Origin of the sequence: Pantoea sp. F_5 (assembly GCF_008631595.1) — a bacterium.
GTDB lineage: Bacteria > Pseudomonadota > Gammaproteobacteria > Enterobacterales > Enterobacteriaceae > Pantoea > Pantoea gossypiicola.
In genome coordinates this window covers 107,917-126,897 of the sequence record NZ_VWUO01000011.1, presented here as the reverse complement: position 1 = coordinate 126,897, position 18,981 = coordinate 107,917, and the positions used below count along the sequence as shown (strand labels likewise).

20 protein-coding genes are annotated in these 18,981 nt (G+C 53.2%); 16 read left to right on the top strand and 4 right to left on the bottom strand.

The genetic code is table 11. The features are described from left to right. Positions 1 to 71: 71 nt before the first annotated feature. Positions 72 to 1,529, bottom strand: a complete 1,458-nt coding sequence (pepD, locus tag F3I44_RS15875) for a beta-Ala-His dipeptidase (protein ID WP_150013012.1) — start codon at positions 1,527 to 1,529, stop codon at positions 72 to 74. Between the two features lie 254 nt (positions 1,530 to 1,783). On the opposite strand from pepD, the gene gpt reads away from it, so the two are divergent. The 5 genes from gpt to F3I44_RS15850 all read left to right on the top strand — a co-directional run bounded on the left by gpt (position 1,784) and on the right by F3I44_RS15850 (position 6,371). Beyond that, positions 1,784 to 2,242, top strand: a complete 459-nt coding sequence (gene gpt, locus F3I44_RS15870) for a xanthine phosphoribosyltransferase (RefSeq protein WP_150013014.1) — start codon at positions 1,784 to 1,786, stop codon at positions 2,240 to 2,242. A 115-nt stretch (positions 2,243 to 2,357) separates the two neighbouring features. After that, on the top strand, positions 2,358 to 3,605 hold the full coding sequence (gene frsA, locus F3I44_RS15865; RefSeq protein WP_150013016.1) for an esterase FrsA: 1,248 nt from the start codon (positions 2,358 to 2,360) through the stop codon (positions 3,603 to 3,605). A 131-nt stretch (positions 3,606 to 3,736) separates the two neighbouring features. Then, complete coding sequence (gene crl / locus F3I44_RS15860; RefSeq protein WP_150013018.1) at positions 3,737 to 4,138, top strand: sigma factor-binding protein Crl; 402 nt, start codon at positions 3,737 to 3,739, stop codon at positions 4,136 to 4,138. Positions 4,139 to 4,845: 707 nt separating this feature from the next. Beyond that, positions 4,846 to 5,559 carry a zeta toxin family protein gene (locus F3I44_RS15855; protein ID WP_223811683.1) on the top strand — a complete coding sequence of 238 codons (714 nt, stop codon included), beginning with the start codon at positions 4,846 to 4,848 and terminating at the stop codon, positions 5,557 to 5,559. Positions 5,560 to 5,585: 26 nt separating this feature from the next. After that, positions 5,586 to 6,371, top strand: a complete 786-nt coding sequence (locus tag F3I44_RS15850) for a hypothetical protein (protein ID WP_150019481.1) — start codon at positions 5,586 to 5,588, stop codon at positions 6,369 to 6,371. Positions 6,372 to 6,617: 246 nt separating this feature from the next. Here F3I44_RS15850 and F3I44_RS15845 read toward each other — a convergent pair whose 3' ends face one another. Both F3I44_RS15845 and ompC read right to left on the bottom strand, forming a co-directional pair. Further along, positions 6,618 to 6,851 carry a hypothetical protein gene (locus F3I44_RS15845; RefSeq protein ID WP_150019480.1) on the bottom strand — a complete coding sequence of 78 codons (234 nt, stop codon included), beginning with the start codon at positions 6,849 to 6,851 and terminating at the stop codon, positions 6,618 to 6,620. A gap of 164 nt (positions 6,852 to 7,015) precedes the next feature. Next, entirely contained in the window at positions 7,016 to 8,128 is a 1,113-nt protein-coding gene (ompC, locus tag F3I44_RS15840) for a porin OmpC (protein ID WP_150013021.1), read from the bottom strand. A gap of 238 nt (positions 8,129 to 8,366) precedes the next feature. On the opposite strand from ompC, the gene proB reads away from it, so the two are divergent. From proB to F3I44_RS23945, 11 genes are all read left to right on the top strand, one after another. Continuing rightward, complete coding sequence (proB, locus tag F3I44_RS15835) at positions 8,367 to 9,470, top strand: glutamate 5-kinase (protein ID WP_150013023.1); 1,104 nt, start codon at positions 8,367 to 8,369, stop codon at positions 9,468 to 9,470. Between the two features lie 10 nt (positions 9,471 to 9,480). Continuing rightward, entirely contained in the window at positions 9,481 to 10,734 is a 1,254-nt protein-coding gene (gene proA, locus F3I44_RS15830; RefSeq protein ID WP_150013025.1) for a glutamate-5-semialdehyde dehydrogenase, read from the top strand. Between the two features lie 360 nt (positions 10,735 to 11,094). Further along, positions 11,095 to 11,826, top strand: a complete 732-nt coding sequence (locus tag F3I44_RS15825; RefSeq protein ID WP_150013027.1) for a S24 family peptidase — start codon at positions 11,095 to 11,097, stop codon at positions 11,824 to 11,826. 423 nt (positions 11,827 to 12,249) lie between these two features. Further along, complete coding sequence (locus F3I44_RS24280) at positions 12,250 to 12,528, top strand: hypothetical protein (protein WP_150013029.1); 279 nt, start codon at positions 12,250 to 12,252, stop codon at positions 12,526 to 12,528. Between the two features lie 204 nt (positions 12,529 to 12,732). Then, positions 12,733 to 13,200, top strand: coding sequence for a glycoside hydrolase family protein (locus tag F3I44_RS15815; RefSeq protein WP_013356911.1), 468 nt, complete (start codon positions 12,733 to 12,735; stop codon positions 13,198 to 13,200). Further along, positions 13,197 to 13,544 carry a hypothetical protein gene (locus F3I44_RS15810; RefSeq protein WP_150013031.1) on the top strand — a complete coding sequence of 116 codons (348 nt, stop codon included), beginning with the start codon at positions 13,197 to 13,199 and terminating at the stop codon, positions 13,542 to 13,544. The genes F3I44_RS15815 and F3I44_RS15810 overlap by 4 nt, the downstream gene beginning before the upstream one ends. After that, entirely contained in the window at positions 13,541 to 13,834 is a 294-nt protein-coding gene (locus F3I44_RS15805) for a hypothetical protein (RefSeq protein WP_039390758.1), read from the top strand. The genes F3I44_RS15810 and F3I44_RS15805 overlap by 4 nt, the downstream gene beginning before the upstream one ends. Before the next feature lie 204 nt (positions 13,835 to 14,038). Further along, a complete protein-coding gene (locus F3I44_RS15800; RefSeq protein ID WP_150013033.1) occupies positions 14,039 to 15,793 on the top strand; it encodes a glycosyl hydrolase family 28-related protein in 1,755 nt (584 codons plus the stop codon). A 244-nt stretch (positions 15,794 to 16,037) separates the two neighbouring features. Further along, positions 16,038 to 16,367: an Ivy family c-type lysozyme inhibitor gene (locus F3I44_RS15795; protein ID WP_223811682.1), complete on the top strand. Its 330-nt coding sequence runs from the start codon at positions 16,038 to 16,040 to the stop codon at positions 16,365 to 16,367. A 307-nt stretch (positions 16,368 to 16,674) separates the two neighbouring features. Then, the gene (cspA, locus tag F3I44_RS15790; RefSeq protein ID WP_003854408.1) at positions 16,675 to 16,887 is read left to right on the top strand and encodes an RNA chaperone/antiterminator CspA; all 213 of its coding nucleotides are present in this window, start codon (positions 16,675 to 16,677) and stop codon (positions 16,885 to 16,887) included. Between the two features lie 3 nt (positions 16,888 to 16,890). After that, entirely contained in the window at positions 16,891 to 17,061 is a 171-nt protein-coding gene (locus F3I44_RS23945) for a cold-shock protein (RefSeq protein WP_150013181.1), read from the top strand. A gap of 214 nt (positions 17,062 to 17,275) precedes the next feature. Here the strand turns inward: F3I44_RS23945 and F3I44_RS15780 are convergent, their stop codons facing one another. Beyond that, positions 17,276 to 18,853, bottom strand: a complete 1,578-nt coding sequence (locus F3I44_RS15780) for a methyl-accepting chemotaxis protein (protein WP_150013037.1) — start codon at positions 18,851 to 18,853, stop codon at positions 17,276 to 17,278. Between the last annotated feature and the right edge of the window lie 128 nt (positions 18,854 to 18,981).

Below are 18,981 nucleotides of genomic sequence, written 5' to 3'. Positions count from 1 at the left end.
TTATGCTGGAGGTCCGTGACAGGCATAAAAAAACCAGGCCGGAGCCTGGTTGACTTTTTTTTGTGACAGAATTACTTTTCTGGCACTACATTCAGCAGAGTGGTCAGTAGTTTCCAGTAAAGACCAACGCTTTCGATGTGAACCTGCTCATCCGGCGAGTGCGGCCCGGTGATGGTCGGCCCAATCGACACCATATCCATATCCGGATAAGGCTTTTTGAACAGACCACACTCCAGACCGGCGTGAATCACCTGAATGTTCGGGGTTTTATCAAACAGCGCGATATAGGTCTGACGGGTCAGCGCCATGATGGCGGAGTCTGCATCCGGCTGCCAGCCCGGGTAGCCGCCTTTCGCTTTGGTCTGCGCGCCCGCCAGCTGGCCCAGCGAGGTCAGCATCTGCACCACATAATCGCGGCCGGTGTCGATCAGCGAACGGATCAGGCAGTTGATCTCTGCGTGATCGTTTTCCATCGTCACCACACCGATATTCAGTGAGGTTTCGACCACGCCTTTCGCCACGTCTGAATTGCGGATCACGCCGTTTGGCGTGCTGTTCAACAGGTTCAGGAAGCGATCGCGGCTGTCAGTGCTCAGGGCATCACCCTGGTGTGCCAGTGGCTCAGTAACCAGTGCAATGTTCGGCTCTTTAACGCCATGCTCATTTTTGATGGCACTCAGGAAGTGCGCCGCTGCGGATTTCAGCGCATCCGCTTTATGGCTCTCGACGGCTACGGTCGCAAAGGCTTCACGCGGAATGGCGTTGCGCAGCGTACCGCCGGTGAAGGTCAGCAGACGCAGATCAAGTTCAGCCGCGTGGGCCGCCAGGAAGCGCGCCAGCAGCTTGTTGGCGTTGCCGAGGCCCATATGAATATCAGCGCCGGAGTGACCGCCACGCAGTCCTTTCAGCGTCAGCTTCAGGGTCTGGAACTCAGCAGGCACGGTTTCACGGGTCAGCGGCAGGGTAGAGACGAAGTCTATACCGCCTGCACAACCCATGTAGATCTCACCTTCTTCTTCGGAGTCGGTGTTGATCAGGATTTCAGCCTGCAGCCAGTTGGGTTGCAGACCGAAAGCGCCATCCATGCCGGTCTCTTCGGTCATTGTCAGCAGCACTTCCAGCGGGCCATGTGTCAGGCTGTTGTCAGCCAGCACCGCCAGCGCAGAAGCCATACCGATGCCGTTGTCCGCGCCCAGCGTGGTGCCGCGCGCTTTTACCCACTCGCCGTCAATCCACGGCTGAATCGGGTCTTTGGTGAAGTCATGAACGGTGTCGTTATTTTTCTGCGGTACCATATCCAGATGCGCCTGCAGCGCAACCGGGGTACGGTTTTCCATGCCTGCGGTGGCGGGCTTACGAATCAGGATGTTGCCGACCTGATCGCGCTCACACCAGAAGCCCTGCTCTTTAGCCCAGCCGGTGATGTAGTTCGCCAGCGCTTCTTCATGAAAAGAGGGATGGGGAATCGAGCAGATCTTAGCGAAAATATCCCACAGTGGCTGTGGAGAGAGTTGAGACAATTCAGACACGACAGGTCTCCTGTGTCAGTGTACCGGCGAGGCCGGACATCGCGAGTTTCCAGTGAAAAATCGCCGTCAGAGAATCTGACGAGCCAGGCCTGAGAATATCACTGTTTTTTACCGGGTGCGCTCTCAGACGCGCTAAAAAGCCGCAACCAGTGTGCGGGTGCTGGTTTTTAATGCGTCAACTCCTTATAATCTCGCGCAACCTTTTCCCCGTTGCACATTTTTACGCCACCTCGGTTGGCTGGGATTTCTATTCTATGAGCGAAAAATACGTCGTTACCTGGGACATGCTTCAGATTCATGCCCGTAAACTGGCCCAGCGCCTGCTGCCTGTTGAGCAGTGGACAGGCATTATCGCGGTGAGCCGCGGCGGTCTGGTACCGGCTTCGCTGCTGGCACGTGAACTGGGTATCCGCTACGTTGATACCGTCTGCATCTCCAGCTATGACCACGATCATCAGCGCGAAATGAAAGTGCTGAAGCGCGCAGAAGGCGACGGTGAAGGCTTTATCGTGATCGATGACCTTGTGGACACCGGCGGCACCGCTCAGGCGATCCGCGAGATGTACCCGAAAGCGCGTTTCTGCACCATTTTCGCGAAACCAGCCGGCAGTTCGCTGGTTGATGACTACATTGTTGATATTCCGCAGGATACCTGGATTGAGCAGCCGTGGGATATGGGCGTGGTCTACATCCCGCCGATTGTAAAAAACTGATTGATATACATCAGATAACGCCCGGTTTTCCGGGCGTTGTACTTTCTGAGCCTCGCACCCCGAATTGCCGTACAGTACACTTAGCCATTGCCGTTTTGTTGCAGGAGAAGTGAGTATGTCGAGCAAAAATCTCAGCGAGGAGCTGTTCAAGCCGCGCTTTAAGCATCCTGAAACCTCTTCCCTGGTTCGCCGTCAGCATCACGCTACCCCGGATGTCCACTCAGCCCTGGATGGCGACAGCCAGCGTGGCTGGTATCGCATGCTTAATAAGCTGATGTGGACATGGCGCGGCCTGACGCCGCAGGAGATCAGTGAAGTGCTGGCGCGTATCGCCATCAGCAACGTTGAACATACCGATGAGACGCTGCTCGATACGGTGATCGGTTTCCGCGGCGGCAACTGGCATTTCGAATGGTGCAGACAGGCGGGCATCTGGCAGCAGAAAGCGCTGGAGGCGACCGATGACAGCGAGGCGGGCGACTACTGGCTGCACGCAGCGCACCTCTATAGCGTTGCCGCTTACCCCTATATCAAAGGCGATGAGCTGGCTGACCAGGCACAGACGCTGGCCAACCGCGCCTATGAAGAGGCTACGCAGCGGCTGCCAGGCGAACTGAAATCCCTGACGTTTGCCATCACGGGTGGCAGTCCGGTCAGCGGCTTTCTGCACATACCGCCGGATGTCGAAGCGCCTTATCCCACTGTGCTGTTCTGCGGCGCGCTCGACTCGTTACAGAGCGATCATTACCGCCTGTTCCATGACTATCTCGCCCCGCGCGGTATTGCGATGCTGACCATTGATGTGCCGTCCGTGGGTAACTCAGTGAAATGGACGCTGAATCAGGACACCAGTTTTCTGCATCAGCAGGTGTTACGCGATCTGAAAAATGTGCCCTGGGTTGACCACACCCGCGTGGCGGCGTTTGGTTATCGCTTTGGCGCGAACGTGGCCGTGCGGCTGGCCTATCTGGAATCGCAGCGACTGCGCGGCGTCGCCTGTCTTGGCCCGATTGTGCATGCGCTGCTGACGCAGCCGGCGTTGCAGGATGAGATCCCGGATATGTACATGGATATGCTGGCGAGCCGGCTGGGTATGGCGACCGCCTCTGACGGTGCGCTGCGCACCGAACTCAATCGCTATTCACTGAAAACTCAGGGATTGCTGGGCCGCCGGACGCCGACGCCGATGCTGTCGGGTTACTGGCAGAACGATCTTTTCAGTCCGGAAGAGGAGAGCAAGCTGATCGCTAACTCGTCGTCAGATGGCAAAGCGTTACTGATTCCGGTGAAACCGATGATGGCCAGTTTCGACAAGGCGCTGAATGAGATTTGCGACTGGCTGGAGAAGCGTTTGAAAAGGTAACTGGCAAAATTTACAGTATTTGCTACAACTAGTAGCGGAATTCTTCCGGGCTGCCCTATAAAGGCTTATGACGTAATCAGGCCGCCCGGAAATCAAGGCTGTATAGCGGTCAAAACCTATGGAGAATCAGCATGACGTTACCAAGTGGTCATCCCCGCAGTCGCCTGCTTAAGCGTTTTACCGAGCTTGGGCCCTATATTCGCGATGGGAAATGTGGTGAAACCCGCTTCTTCTTCGACTGCCTGGCTGCCTGCGTCAATGTGAAACCGGCACCGGAACTGCGTGAGTTCTGGGGCTGGTGGATGGAGCTGGATGCGCAGGCTGACCACTTTACCTATGTCTACCATATCGGTCTGTTCGATAAAGAAGGTGACTGGTCGGTGGCAACCATCAAAGGTAAAGAGAACACAGCGCGCGTGGAAGAGACCTTACGGAATTTCCATACCCGCCTGAAGGCGATGCTGAAGGAGTTAGATCTGGACCTTATACCGGCCAGTGATTTCGATGAGAAACCGGTGAAACTGAGCGCCTGATAGGGTGTTTCAGAGGAAAAGGGCGAGTGGAAACACTCGCCTTTTTTGATCGAAGTCTGGCTGGTTTGCTGTGAAAGCGAGTTTTCAGACGGATCCCGGTCAAAGTGGAAGGATGTTAACGTCAGTTTCTGACCATTAGTGCCGCGCAATTACGCACCTCATCTCTGAAATGGGCTCGTAGCCGCGCCAGCGCTCCTGGCGTTTATTTCGGGCGGCGGGATGTTTTACCTCGTCCTCCCTTCGCAATAAGCTTATGCATTACTGCAAGGTTCTCTTTGATAGGGTGTTGCCAGTACCCTCCAGGCTCCCATTGCGGACGCTTTTTTGCGCCAGATTTTTACCGGAAAATAAATGTGCATTTGGCTTAAGTCCGCAGGTAAAATTCGGTGGAATTATCAGATGTGAAAAAATGCTTTGTAATCAGGCTGATAATTTTAGGGTGTTCCCCGCGTGAGCGGGGATAAACCGATCGTGCAGAGTCATTGAGAATTAATTGCCATGACTGTCACGTTACTTTTTGCGAAAAAACTGGGTTGTACGCGACCTGAAAGGCAATACACTGGGCACCAATCCCATGCTAAACGTACTGCTTAAAAGCATCATTTAAGCCAGATTAAACCGACCGAAGCGAATTGATAATTTAAGGCTATTGATTGATTTCAAATGTTTGCCGATATTAGGCTATACGCGCGATACGGATAAATAATATGGATATGACGGATAAAGCTGTATTAGAGCCGATTGGCCTACAGGTGAAAGATGCAGTTAAGGAGATTCTTTTCCAGCATCTCACAAAGGATAAGACCGCCGTTGCTAATCGCTCAGTTCTGTTTATGGCTGGCTCACCTGCCGCTGGCAAAACTGAATTCATAAACAATGTGTTATTCGAAGGAAAGCAAACCAACTTTGTCAGAATAGATGCCGATGATTTTCGCTGGTGGTTCCCTTATTACAATGAAAAAAATTCAGTGTGCTTCCAAAAGCCAGCATCGAAAATGGTTGATTACATCTATCCGGCAGCCCTTGCTGGAGGGTATCAGATCATTATGGATTCGACCTTTGCGAGCAAAGGTATTGCCGAACAGAATTTCGATATGGCTATTCAATTCGGCTACAAAATACTCCTAAATTACGTTTATTTCGATCCGGCTGACGCCTGGATTTACGCACAGAAAAGAACCCGACTGGTTCCTTTGGATGTGCTGAAGCGAAACTTCATTAATGGCCGTGAAGTCATAAAGCATGTCCTTGATAAATATGCAGGCCAGTTTACTTTAAACGTTATTCACCGACAGCGAGATCCTCTCTCTGCAAGTGGCTTCAACGTCAGGTATGTACCTGATGTTACAAAATCTACATGGGAAGACTCCCATCACTGCCCATACAGCTGCGTTGAAGATCTGGCTCACATAGGCGTATAATTAATAGCCAGACGTTAGGAGTTTATATGTCATTTGAATCTGAAGCCCTTGCTCACGACGAATTGTCGCTTCTGGACCTTTTTGGCCCGGACGCATCGCCGCACGCGCAGAACATCGTACAGGCGGCTGCGGAACGCTCAATGGACGAGATGGCTGAAGTAATCAATGCGGGCAACACTGCTGCACTTGCGGCCAGTGCCGCTACCACTCTTGCGGCCGAACTCGATGCCATTACGGCCAAATCAGGTGCCATTATTGAACCTGTTGCACCATCAGAATATGGTGATAGGAAAGATATCTATTACAGCATTCCAGGCTTGGATGATGTCGGTTTAAAAGCACCCGATAGAGTGTCCCCTACCGCCGAAAGCAAGGAAGGAATTAAAGATGCCTGGGCAGCTCTTCGTGAGAGTACAGGCGCTAACCATTTAAGGGAAAATGCTGATGAGCAGATGCGTATGCTCATCACTCATTATTTTTCTTTACCTCTCCCAACACAGATTGCATGGGCACGTTTTCCTGATGTTTTAGCGTCTGAAGGACTAAGAAAAGGCTTTGGAACCGCTGCTGGTGTCGGGCTGATTGCGCGTGACGAAGCATTAAAAGAGTCACTGGTTCATCAACTGACTGAACAGCTGAATGCAGCCATAGCGCGAGGCGTTGACCTTTCTAAGGTTAGCGTAGTGCTAAATGCTCCGAACCCTGAATCTCAGCGTATTGAGCCTGTGTGCATCTTTGCTGATGCTGCGGCTCATGTGCCTCGACCTCTTATCGTAACGCGGCCTCGAAAAGCGGCTACCAAAAAGTACTAACATACGGCTCCTGCAGGGGCCGTTTTTAATGATGCCATCCGCACGCTCAAGCACGGAATATCGTTAGTCTGTTCATGGCATGCGTTAGTCTATTCATGGTAAGCAGATTTTGTGACTGCTATAACGTGCAAAATTCCAGCTAAAGCCGGCCACTTACCATGAATAGACGAACATTCCCCATGAATCACCTAACGAGAGGCGGCAGCTACCAGTCTTTGCCTAACGTTCACCATGAATCACCTAACGTTATTCACCCGGCAGTAACTCAGGGCGGCGGGAATGGATCAGAAAGTAAACGCCTCCATCCTTTTTGACTTCCGAATATGTCAGATAGCCTATCTTCTCCAGGTCTTTCATCGCGTTGCGAACCGCTAAGTTTTGGGCGCTAATACTGGAAGTCAGGTTTAGACGCTCGAGCAGGCGCTCAAGGATGTTCCCCGCGCCAGCGGGGATAAACCGGGTGGCAATACTTGGGCGCATTTCTCGTCGATGTTTTCCCCGCGTGAGCGGGGATAAACCGCTGTCTGCTTAGACTGCTTTGAGGTGCTATGTTGTTCCCCGCACGAGCGGGGAAGAGCCAGGCTTTGTCAGCACGCTATGACTGAAGCCCGGCTCTCCCCATGCTGTGCGGCATCAGCCTGAAATCAGAACTGGTAAGTCACACCCATCGCCACAATGTCGTCGTTGTTAATCGACAGCGCGTTGTCATCATCCAGCTGGTTGATTTTGTAATCCACGAAGGCGGACATATTTTTGTTGAAGTAGTAGGTTGCACCCACATCGATATACTTCACCAGATCCGCATCGCCGATACCGTTTTCGATATCCTTGCCCTTAGTCTGTACGTAGCCGATTGACGGACGCAGGCCGAAATCAAACTGATACTGCGCCACCAGCTCGATGTTCTGCGCTTTGTTGGCTGCGCCCGCGACGGCAGCGCCGGTATTACGGTTGGTACCGCTGATTGGCGTCATGTTGCGGGTATCGGTGTAAATCGCCGCCAGGTAAACGCTGTTGGCATCGTACTTCACGCCTGCGCCCCAGGAATCTGCACGGTCACCGCCGCCATAGGCGCGCGCCTGCTGCTGGTTGGTGCGGTCAGATGAGGTGATGGCACCCATCAGGCTCACGCCGCTATCACCCAGCGCGTAGCCCAGTGAAGCACCATAGCCGTCGCCGTTCTGGCGGTTAATATCGGTGCGGCTATTGGCGCTGGTGGCGTCGTTTTTGCCCTGATACTGCAGCGCAAATTTCAGGCCATCGACCAGACCAAAGAAGTTGTTATTGCGGTAAGTCGCGACGCCGGTGGCGCGCTGGGTCATAAAGTTATCAGACCGTGCCGTGCCATCACCACCGAATTCCGGGAACACGTCTGTCCAGGCTTCAACGTCATACAGCACGCCATAGTTACGGCCATAATCCACCGAACCATACTGCGAGAATTTCAGGCCAGCAAAACCAAGGCGGGTTTTGTTGCCGTTATTAGCATCGCTGCCTTCAGAGTTATTAACGTTGTACTGATATTCCCACTGACCGTAACCGGTCATCAGGTCATTAATCTGCGTCTGGCCTTTAAAGCCGATACGGGTATAAGACTTGTCGCCGTCTGCGCTGGCATTATCGCTGATGTAATGCTCAGCTTTAACTTTGCCGTATAAATCCAGTTTATTGCCGTCTTTGTTATAGATTTCGGCAGCGTGCGCGGCAGAAGCCAGCGTCAGCGTGGAGACGATCATGGCCAGTGTGCTTTTCTTCATTTGCTATCAATCCCAATGTGAACGCCGTAAAAAAACGAAAGTTTTTGTAAAACACCGACTTTTTACCCGTACGTGATGAACTTTTTATGACACTTTTCCGGATTTCTTGTTAATGCTGAACTTTTGGTCTACCGCCTTGTCCGCGTAAATTCGTGCTTTTACCCCACTGCCTGTTGGCTTCCGTATCGACTCCTGTTAAAACGTCCTTTCGTAAAAATTTTTCACTACGGCAGGAAATATGAGTGGCAGTCAGACCTTAGTGGTCAAGTTGGGTACCAGCGTTCTTACCGGCGGATCTCGCCGGTTAAATCGGGCGCACATGGTGGAACTGGTTCGTCAGTGCGCGCAGCAGCACGCAGCCGGCCACCGCATTGTGATCGTTACGTCTGGCGCGATGGCCGCCGGACGCGAACATCTGGGCTACCCCGAACTGCCACCCACCATCGCCTCAAAGCAGCTGCTGGCTGCGGTGGGGCAGAGCCGTCTGATTCAGCTGTGGGAACAGTTATTCTCTATCTACGGCATCCATATCGGTCAGATGCTGCTGACCCGTGCTGACATGGAAGATCGCGAACGTTTCCTTAATGCCCGCGACACGCTGCGCGCGTTGCTGGATAACCACATTGTGCCGGTGATTAACGAGAACGATGCGGTTGCGACTGCCGAAATCAAAGTGGGCGACAACGACAATCTTTCGGCGCTGGCAGCCATGCTCGGCGGTGCCGACAAGCTGCTACTGTTGACCGATCAGCAGGGACTGTTCACTGCCGATCCGCGTAACAATCCAGAGGCTGAGTTGATCAGCGATGTCCATGTGATCGATGATGCATTACGTGCGCTTGCGGGCGACAGCGTATCCGGCCTGGGCACCGGCGGCATGTCGACCAAGCTTCAGGCGGCGGATGTTGCCTGCCGCGCCGGAATAGACGTGATTATCGCCTCGGGCAGTCGCAGCGGTGTGATCAGCGATGTGATTGACGGCAGGCCGGTTGGCACGCGCTTTCATGCGCAGCAATCGCCGCTGGAAAACCGTAAACGCTGGATCTTCGGTGCGCCACCGGCAGGCGAGCTCACCGTCGATGACGGTGCGCTGGCGGCCATCATTGAACGCGGCAGTTCTCTGCTGCCCAAGGGCATTCGCGCTATCCAGGGAAATTTCTCGCGCGGTGAAGTGATCCGCATCCGCAGCCTGCAAGGCCGGGATATTGCTCACGGTGTTTCTCGCTACAACAGCGACGCGATGCGCATGATTGCCGGTCATCACAGCCAGCAGATCAGCGAAATTCTGGGATATGAATATGGCCCGGTGGCCGTTCACCGCGATGACATGATCGTCAGTTAAGGAGCGGACAATGCTTGAAGAGATGGGAAAAGCGGCGCGTGCCGCAGCGTACACCGTTGCCGATCTGTCGACGGCTGAGAAGAATCGGGTTCTGATGACCATTGCCGACCGCCTTGAGGCGGAAAGCGCAGATATTCTGGCAGCCAATGAGCTGGATTTAGCCGATGCGCGTCAGAACGGCATGAGTGCCGCCCTGTTAGATCGGCTGACACTCAATCCGCAACGCCTCAGCAGCATTGCCAGTGATGTGCGCCAGGTGTGTCAGCTGGCCGATCCGGTGGGACAGTTAATCGACGGTGGTCAGCTCGACAGTGGCCTGCGCATTGAACGCCGTCGCGTGCCGCTGGGTGTGGTTGCCGTGATTTATGAGGCGCGTCCCAACGTTACCGTTGACGTTGCCAGTCTGTGCCTGAAAACCGGTAACGCCGCCATACTGCGCGGTGGCAAAGAGACCTGGCGCACCAATGCGGCCACGGTGCGGGTTATTCAGAACGCGCTGCAGCAGCATGGTCTGCCGACGGCTATCGTGCAGGCGATTGAAAATCCGGATCGCGAGCTGGTGAATCAGTTGCTGAAGCTGGATCGTTACGTCGATATGCTCATCCCGCGTGGCGGAGCCGGGCTGCACAAGCTGTGCCGGGAAAACTCCACCATTCCGGTAATTACCGGCGGCATCGGCGTCTGTCACATCTACATTGATGAGACGATGGAGATTGAACCGGCTCTTGATCTGATCGTTAACGCCAAAAAACAGCGTCCCAGCGCCTGTAACTCGCTGGAGACGCTGCTGGTGGAGCAGACCATGGCTGAGCGTTTCCTGCCTCTTTTCAGCGCGCGTATGGCGCAGGAAGGCATCACGCTGCATGCGGACAGCAACGTACTGGCGCAGCTGCAGCAGGGCCCGGCGGCGGTCAGACAGGTCAATCCACAGCAGTACAATGATGAATGGCTGTCGCTGGATCTTAACGTCAAATTAGTGGCGGATATGGATGAGGCGATCGATCACATCCGCACGCACGGCACGCAGCACTCGGATGCCATCCTGACCCGCGACATTCGCAACGCCACGCGTTTTGTCCGTCAGGTCGACTCTTCTGCGGTCTATGTTAACGCCAGCACCCGCTTCACCGATGGTGGGCAGTTTGGTCTGGGTGCGGAAGTGGCGGTCAGTACCCAAAAATTGCATGCACGCGGGCCAATGGGATTAGAGGCGCTGACCACCTATAAATGGATTGCCTGGGGTGACGACACGCTCCGGTCATAGCAACAATAATTTTTAACAAAACGGGAGTCTTTCAGAGACTCCCGTTTTTTTTAGGCCGGCTTTCCGGGCCAGCGAAAGATAGAGTTTTTTGCCCGTCAGGTTAATTTTCATTCCGATTCCGTCACCATTACCCGTTATGCTGGCTGAATTTCACGCAATTTCTTACGGAACATTCCTGAAAGCCGGGGCTGTATGCGGCCTGAGGCGATATTTTTTGTTCAGCTACAGGCCGAAGCGGATAATGATAATCAGGAATGCTTGATAAAGCGGTTAGGTAGTAAACGAGCGGTAATATAAAATGAACTGGTAGCAATAATGAAAATAACATCCAGTATCTCTTCTATGGCTGATTATTAACTAATGGTTAAAAAAGAAAGTACAAGACAAGCTTTCACCACCAGGCTGATAGCGGCCTGTGAGAGTGCCGGCATTGTCGGACATGGACGAAACAAACAGGTTGCCAGAGCCCTGCAGCAGCAAGGCTGTAAGATTTCAACACCAGGAGTGTGGAAGTGGTTTAATGCGCAATCAGTGCCTGATGGTGGCAATTTACTGGCGCTCAGCCAGCTGCTGGGAGTCAGGGTAGAGTGGCTGCAATACGGTATGGAACAACCCGCTGACCCGGTAGCGCTGAGCACGTTCACCGGCCATAAAAATGTGTTCCGGGTGGATAGCCTCGATATCGGGCAGCGAAGCGCTGCGGGTCTGCCCGCGCGTGATGAGTTTGTGGAGACCATCCAGGCGATCGAATATGGTCTGGATGAGGCACGGGTGCTATTCAACGGGCGTCCGGCGGAGAACATCCGGTTAATTGCCATCAATAGCGACTCTATGGCTGACACCTTTGCACCGCGCGATCAGCTGTTTGTGGATATCAGCGTGCGGATGTTCGACGGTGATGGCATCTATATTTTTACCCTCGATGAGCAACTCTATCTCAAGCGTCTGCAGCTGCAGCATAAGAAAATTGCTGTAATTTCAGATAATAAACGCTATGAAACCTGGTATCTTAATCATGATGATGTTACCAGTCTGAAGGTCCTGGCAAAAGTGATCATGAGTCAGGCGCGTCACTATCAAATCCTCGGCTAAGGCCGCTTTTGCTGCCTTTCTCAGACGGGCTGCAAAAAAATAATCGGCATAAATTCATAAATTTAACCAGCAGTAAATAAAAAATTAACCAACAGTGTTTGATAAAGCATAAGAACCTGTTAATAATTTGGATATGGATGAACGAAGCAGTTCTTTCACGGATGAGCCGCTCTTAAACAATTGAGGCGCTGCACAAGCGCGAATCATACCACCCAAAAGTCAGTGAACTTTGGGATGGGGTGGATGCGCAAAATGCAGCGTCGTCAGATGCCGTTTATTTCCCCCTCGCTTACTTTCCACCTGGCTGCTAACGCAGCCGGGCGGCGAGCGTGCGAGCGCGATACACGTCATTCGGGCCCGTTCGGATCACCGAAAGCTCGCGCCTGCCACCCCATCGCCAAAGACTCATTCACAGGAGGAGTTATGGCGATAATTCACTATGGCAAAAGCGTTTTTGTGGGCAACGCACGTACTCGTCGCCATCGGCGGCGCCAACCTCTCAGCAGCCTGACTCAGAGCATTGACCAGGCCCTGAACTTCCCAACTGAACCCCCTGTCCTGAGACGTGCAGAGCAAATCTGCCAGCGTCAGGTCACCCCGCGCGTTGATCGCGCAATCACCGCACCCCGCGTCACCAGTCAGGAAACACCCAGTTTCGACAATTGCTGTCTCCCGCATGTTCACCTCTACGCCGTGAGCTGAAGCGCGAAGAAAGCGTGCATTTTCGTTCCGGCTAACTCTTCGTTATCTCCAGCTTTCACTGGACGCAATTTGCTGAATTACTGTTCAGTTTTGCTGCAGGGTGAGTCAGGCCTCCTGCCGCGCCTGAACGGGTAATGATCAGCGGGCGTTATGTATTTCTTTTCACAATGGTGAATTGCTTTAACCCGTCATTAAGGAGTTGTTATGAGCCAGATAATTGCAGTACTGAATTTTGAAGAGGGATATGTCGACACGCCTTACCTCGACACGCTGGGCTTTCCCACGGTGGCGGGCGGTATCCGCATCGGGCCTAAGGGGGCATCGCTGAGTAATTACACTTTCCGCGTACCACGGCGCGTCGGGGATGTCTGGAAGCAGTGCATTCTTGAAAACAAAGTTCAGGAGATGCAGGGCAGGGATCTGCTGCGTAATGCGCTGGCGAAGTGCAATGACGCCCGTACGGATGTGTTGCTGAGCATGACCTATCAGCTGGGCGTCGAAGGCGTTATGCAGTTCAAAAACATGCTCACCGCCATCGCGGCTGAACAGTTCAATGAGGCGGCTGACGCGATGATGAACAGCCTCTGGGCCCGTCAGACACCGGGCCGGGCCAGACGTCACGCCGAGATGATGCGCAGCGGAACCTATGCGGTTTACAGGGGGTTGCTATGAGATGGCTCATGTTTCTGGTCGCCGTGCTGACGGCGATCATCATCCTGCTGCTGTTGCAGCGTTTCACCACCCTCCAGTTTGTCTCGCACGCCCGCCTGCTCTTCAGAACCTGGTCAGTCTGGCTGGCGTCGCTGGGATCGATGCTCAGCGCCTGGGCGCAATCCTTTCCTTCAGCCGCCGTTGATGCCTGGAGCGTGCTGCCGGAGGACGTCAAAACGATTCTGCCGCACAACTACCTGGGGCTGGTAGGCGCATTCATGGTGGCGATGGGCGTGATTGCACAGTTTGTTCGCCAGAAAAATCTGCTCAACGCGAAGGAGCAGGCTGAAGGAGCGAAACCATGACTCTGATTACCACCTTACTGGGCGGCAGCTGGCACTGGCTTGCCGCACTGGCTGGCGTCATTGCGGCGCTGGGTGCCAGTTATTTCGGCGGCAAGAAAATCGGCAAAGTGCAGCAAAAAGCGCGATCTGACGTTGATAACGCACAACAGGAGGCGTCCCGCGTCAGCGCGGTGGCGCAACAACAACAACATAACCGCGAGGAGGCTAACCGTGTGGCGACCGACAACCACAGCCTTGATGACGCTGCTGCTCGCGACAAGCTGCAGCAGTCGAAATACCACAAACCCTGAACCGGTGGCGATCACCGACTCTGCCTGCGTACTTTTTTCCCCTCTTTATACCTACGGCGATGACGCGCAAAAAATGGACGTCAGGACAGTGCGCGCCATCAACACCCACAACGACATGTGGGACACCCTTTGCGGCCATCCGGCTGCGGCTAAGTAGTGCGCTGACAATCAGCGCGATATCCCAATGATCCTGAGGAGGATTCTATGATCGAAGTTAACTCTTTTGCTGAACTGCGCACCACGGTCCCGCCAAAATCAGGTGAAGTTGCGAGCCTGAAACGCTATTACGACAAAGACTCCAGCTTCCGGGGTGGTGCTGACTTTGTCGGTTTTCTCTCCACTACTACGCTGAAAGATGATGGCGGTACTGTGGCGGTGGGTAACGGTTTCTACTGGAAGCGCACCATCAACGACCCTGCTGAAGTTAACATTCTGCACTTTGGCGCGAGAGGGGATGGCGTGACCGATGACACTGAAGCCTTTAAGCGGATGCTGGCATGGACGCAGTCCTATAACGCCTATGCGAAAGCGATGCCGGTACGTTTTCCGGGTGGCCGCTTCCTGATTTCACCCATCGATATCAGCGATACAGAGTTGCCGTTTTTTGGTCTGGCAGGTGATGATATCGAACTCGGGTCGTCACCGCGCACCACCATTGTCTCTGACAAAAGCGCGAGTGCGGTGTTTAAGGTTAATGCACGCAAAATCGTCATCAAAGGCATCTGCTGGCACGGACAAGCGAATGCCGGGACTGTCGACACCACTCTCAAAGTCACCGTTACGCCTGAACAGTGCAGCAACGTGCAGCCATTCTTCGAAAATACGATTGTCGGCGGGCAGATCGTCAATATCTTCTGCTTCAAGGCGCAAAGTACCGGGGGAACCGTCTTTAAGCTGCAGGATACGCTCGACAGTAAGTTCGATCAGATTTACAGCTCCTCGACCTATTCACGCGTGTTTGATGTCGGCTGGTCAAACACACCGAAGGGGAACTGGGACCACTCAACCGCCATTGAGTTATGCAACGCCAACTTCCAGTCGGGCTATGGCGACGCTACGATCTATATGCCGCGTGTTACCCAGGGGATCATGCGAAATGTCTGGATTGAGCACACCACCAACCCGGGGGATTTGTCGGACGGCGGCTGGACCATCGATACGCTCAACATTGAGGATTGTGCCACACCGCTCAATCTTAACAATGCCCGCGTGGTGATGCGTCAGATTAACCTGCAGGCGGGGGCGAAAATCACTAATGATTTGGCCGGAAGTAAGTGGTTATCGACCTTTGAATATGGCTATCGTCGGGATGAGAACTACGGCACGTTCATGACGGGTTCGCTGCGTGCCGGCTATTACAGCGGTTATAAAGTGGTGAACAACACCGATACCGATAACTGGTATCGGCTGGGGCAGCTCTTTTTCCCGGCGCCTAACCAGCAATGGGTGATGGAGTTAATCGGGAAAGCGGATGCCACTACGCCGTCCGGTACCGCCGGTTCACCCGTAAATATGCCTGCTACCGGTAAAACGCTGATCAACCTGCAGCGACTGGAAACGGTCTGGGCGGATGCTTACCACATGGGCCAGCCTTCCGTACTGGACATCCGTTACAGCCGGGTAGGAACTACCTATGCAGCGGTATGGGTCAAGCTGAAGGCCAACAGTGGCGAGACCATGTTCAACCTGAAGACCACCGGTCCAACCCGCTTCGATACCGGCTCCTGCTCGTTGTTCCAGTCCGATATGTCGGTGGTCACGGACATTACCAAAGTTGGCTCTCTGAAACCCGCTGCACGCTTCGGCATGCACAATGGACTGGCGGGCATCGGTGCCAATGAAAAAGGGGTCGTTACGCTCGCTACTGCAGCGGGTACACCGACCAATAAAACCGCGCCAACCGGTTTTGTGCTGATCAATATCAACGGCGTTGACCGCAAGGTTCCTTACTACGATTGATGATTGGCATGTTTTGGGCGAGGCTTCGGCCTCGCCCTTTTTTTGATCTGCCTCTCTGAAGCGTCAATGGCAAGCGTTCTTTGCCTGACAAACAGTGGCAAAGCCGATAGTGTCCTGTTTAACACAGGCAAAACGCAGCGATTAAGAGGGAAACCCGATGAATAAAGCTTTAATCGTCGCAGTATTAGCTGGCATGCCAATGTTAGTAGATGCTGTAACTCAAACTTATCTTTATGATTTCATAATGAATAAGCAGACCAGCCAGGCGTATCACCAGCTTATTGCCGGACATGATTTCCCTGCCTGGGTTAAGCAGGGCGGGACCAGTACCCCGGCTAATACAATCACTATTAAGGGTGAAACCTGGCAGCTACTCTCCGGCTGTAAGCCGCACAATTGCCCGGCGCAGTCGATCGCCATTCTTTACTCTCCGGAGAAAGGGGAGATTCATGGCGTCTACTCCGACTACGATCAGAAAAGCGAGCGTCAGACGCTAACATGGCTTAATCTCGATCCCACTGATGATGCGGGAATGCGTAAAATTCTGTTCAACAGGCTGAACGGCGATTTATAAGAATGAGCTTCCCTTCCGGGAGGCCGCGCAGGGCAGGGCGGGCTATAACAGCGCTCAAGCCCCGCCCCTTTGTCCGGGCAACGGTATTTGAGTTTAATTTCAATTACGGCTTGCGTCGCCCGGTGAAGTGTGGCCTAATGAACTGTCGGTTTGATTAACAGACACTATCAAAGTAAGTAACCAAAGCAGTTCTCATCTCTAAGTTTGTCGCGAGACATCCCTTCTTTTTGAGTCTTCTCTTACGTTCTGATTAAAATCTGTTCTCAGGCCATTATGCCGGAAGGCTCGATATATTAAGGATTTAAGCATGTCTAACAAAATTCGCGGTACCGTTAAATGGTTTAACGCAGAGAAAGGCTTCGGTTTCATCTCTCCTGCAGATGGCAGCAAAGATGTATTCGTACATTTCTCTGCAATCCAGGGCACCGATTTCCGTTCATTAGACGAAGGTCAGCAAGTTGAATTCACAGTAGAAAATGGTGCCAAAGGCCCAGCTGCTGCGAACGTTGTTGGTCTCTAAGGACTGAAAATTACTTTTAAATGTCCTCACTGTAATGGCTCACAGTTTCGTACATCACATTTTGATGTTACAAGAGCCAACCCGCATGGAGCGAAATGCATTTTCTGCAAATCTGTCGTTGTTCAGGTGAAAGCGGCGAGGATTGCAATTCAGAGCCAGCTTCGCGCTTTCTGAAAAGGCTAGTGAGCTTTATAGCGTTGTTGCATTTACAGTAATTAAAGGCTGCCTCTGGCGGCCTTTTTTGTTTCTGCTGTGTCCATCCGCAATTCCTCATCCTTTCTTCTGTACCCGCCGGAATACCTTAGCTTCTCTGTGTAACTTTTGGGTCAACCCCCGTTTAATATCACCGATCTGAAAAAGGCCCGCCGGAGCAGGCCATAAAAGTGAATCAGCGAAGCACGGGTTGCAGTGCGAGCTTGCCGGTATTAAACACGCTCATCGCCTGCGCCATACGCTCAGCCTGATCCTGCAGTGCCTGTGAAGCGGCTGACGCTTCCTGAACCAGCGCGGCGTTCTGCTGCGTGACCGCTTCCATTTGGGTAATCGCCTGATTAATTTCATTGATACCGCTGCTCTGCTCGCTGCTGGCAATGGTGATTTCACTCATGATATTTGCCACGCTCTGCACGCTGTTCACCACCTCACCGATGGTCGAACCCGCATGGGTTACCAGTTTGCTGCCTTCATCGACTTTAGCGACCGAATCTTCAATCAGTACCTTAATCTCTTTGGCCGCGGAGGCTGAGCGCTGTGCCAGATTACGCACTTCACTCGCAACCACGGCAAAACCGCGACCCTGTTCACCCGCCCGCGCAGCTTCAACGGCGGCGTTCAGTGACAAGATATTGGTCTGGAAGGCGATGGAGTCGATAACGCTGATGATATCGACAATTTTGCGTGAAGAGAGGGCGATCGCTTCCATCTTCTCGATCACTTTCTCCATGACCACGCCACCTTCTCGCGCTACGCTGGACGTCGTCGATACCAGGTGATTAGCTTCACGCGCGTTATCGGCATTGTGTTTCACGGTCGACGTCATCTGCTCCATGGCAGAGGCGGTCTCTTCCAGCGAGCTGGCCTGCTGCTCAGTGCGGGTTGAGAGGTCAAGGTTACCGCTGGAGATCTGATTAGAGGCGACCGCGATAGTGTCTGAGCCGGTGCGTACTTCAGTCACAATCGACAGCAGGTTATCGTTCATGCGCTGCAGCGCCTGCATCAGGACGCCGGTTTCATCACGCGAGGTGACCTGCATCTGGGTACTCAGATCGCCCGCGGCAACGCGTTCAGCGACGTCAACCGCGGCAACCAGTGGACGGACAATAGATCGGGTCAGGAAGTAGCCCAGCATAATCGCGGCCAGAATGGCCAGCGCGGAAAAAATCAGCGTGATGGTGATGGCTGCCTGTCCATTTTCCACAATACCCTGGCCTTCACTGCGCAGCTGTGAGTCCTGTGAGTTGGCAAAATTCACCGCATCCTGAAGAAATTTATTTTGTGTAGCGGTCATCGATTTCAGGACATAGGTGCTGGCAGCATCAAAATCGCCTGCTTTAATCAGGGCGATCAGCTCAGCTTTAACCTTCTCAAATGCCTGAGCAGACGCCAGCAGACCGGCGATCTTTTTCTTACCTATTGGCGTGACCTGAATATCCTCAATCTTTTTCATCGCGATGTTAGTGCGTTGCGTGGCTTCATCCAGCTGGCTATAACGCTTCACATTCATTTCCGGGTGTGTTGTGTCGATCACCATGCCGCGCAGGTATTTGATCTGATCGTTCACGCCGTCGCGCACATCAAATGCCAGTCGTACTTTCACATAGCGATCGTCGATGATCGATGCGATCGCCGTATTAATACTGTTAATTCTGGTAATGGATGTTACGCCAATCACTATCAGTAACGTCACAATAATACCGAAGGCTGCTGCGAGCCGCATACCGACCTTCATATTCTTGATACTGAACATGTTCTCTTCCCCGTTTTATTATTAATCAGTTTGTTAGCAGCACTCAGGTTTTCTGCTGTTGTGCGCAGTGCCTTGCTGATGTCTGTGGTCACAACCGCAGGCAAAAAGGTGATCTCGCACAGTCTGTT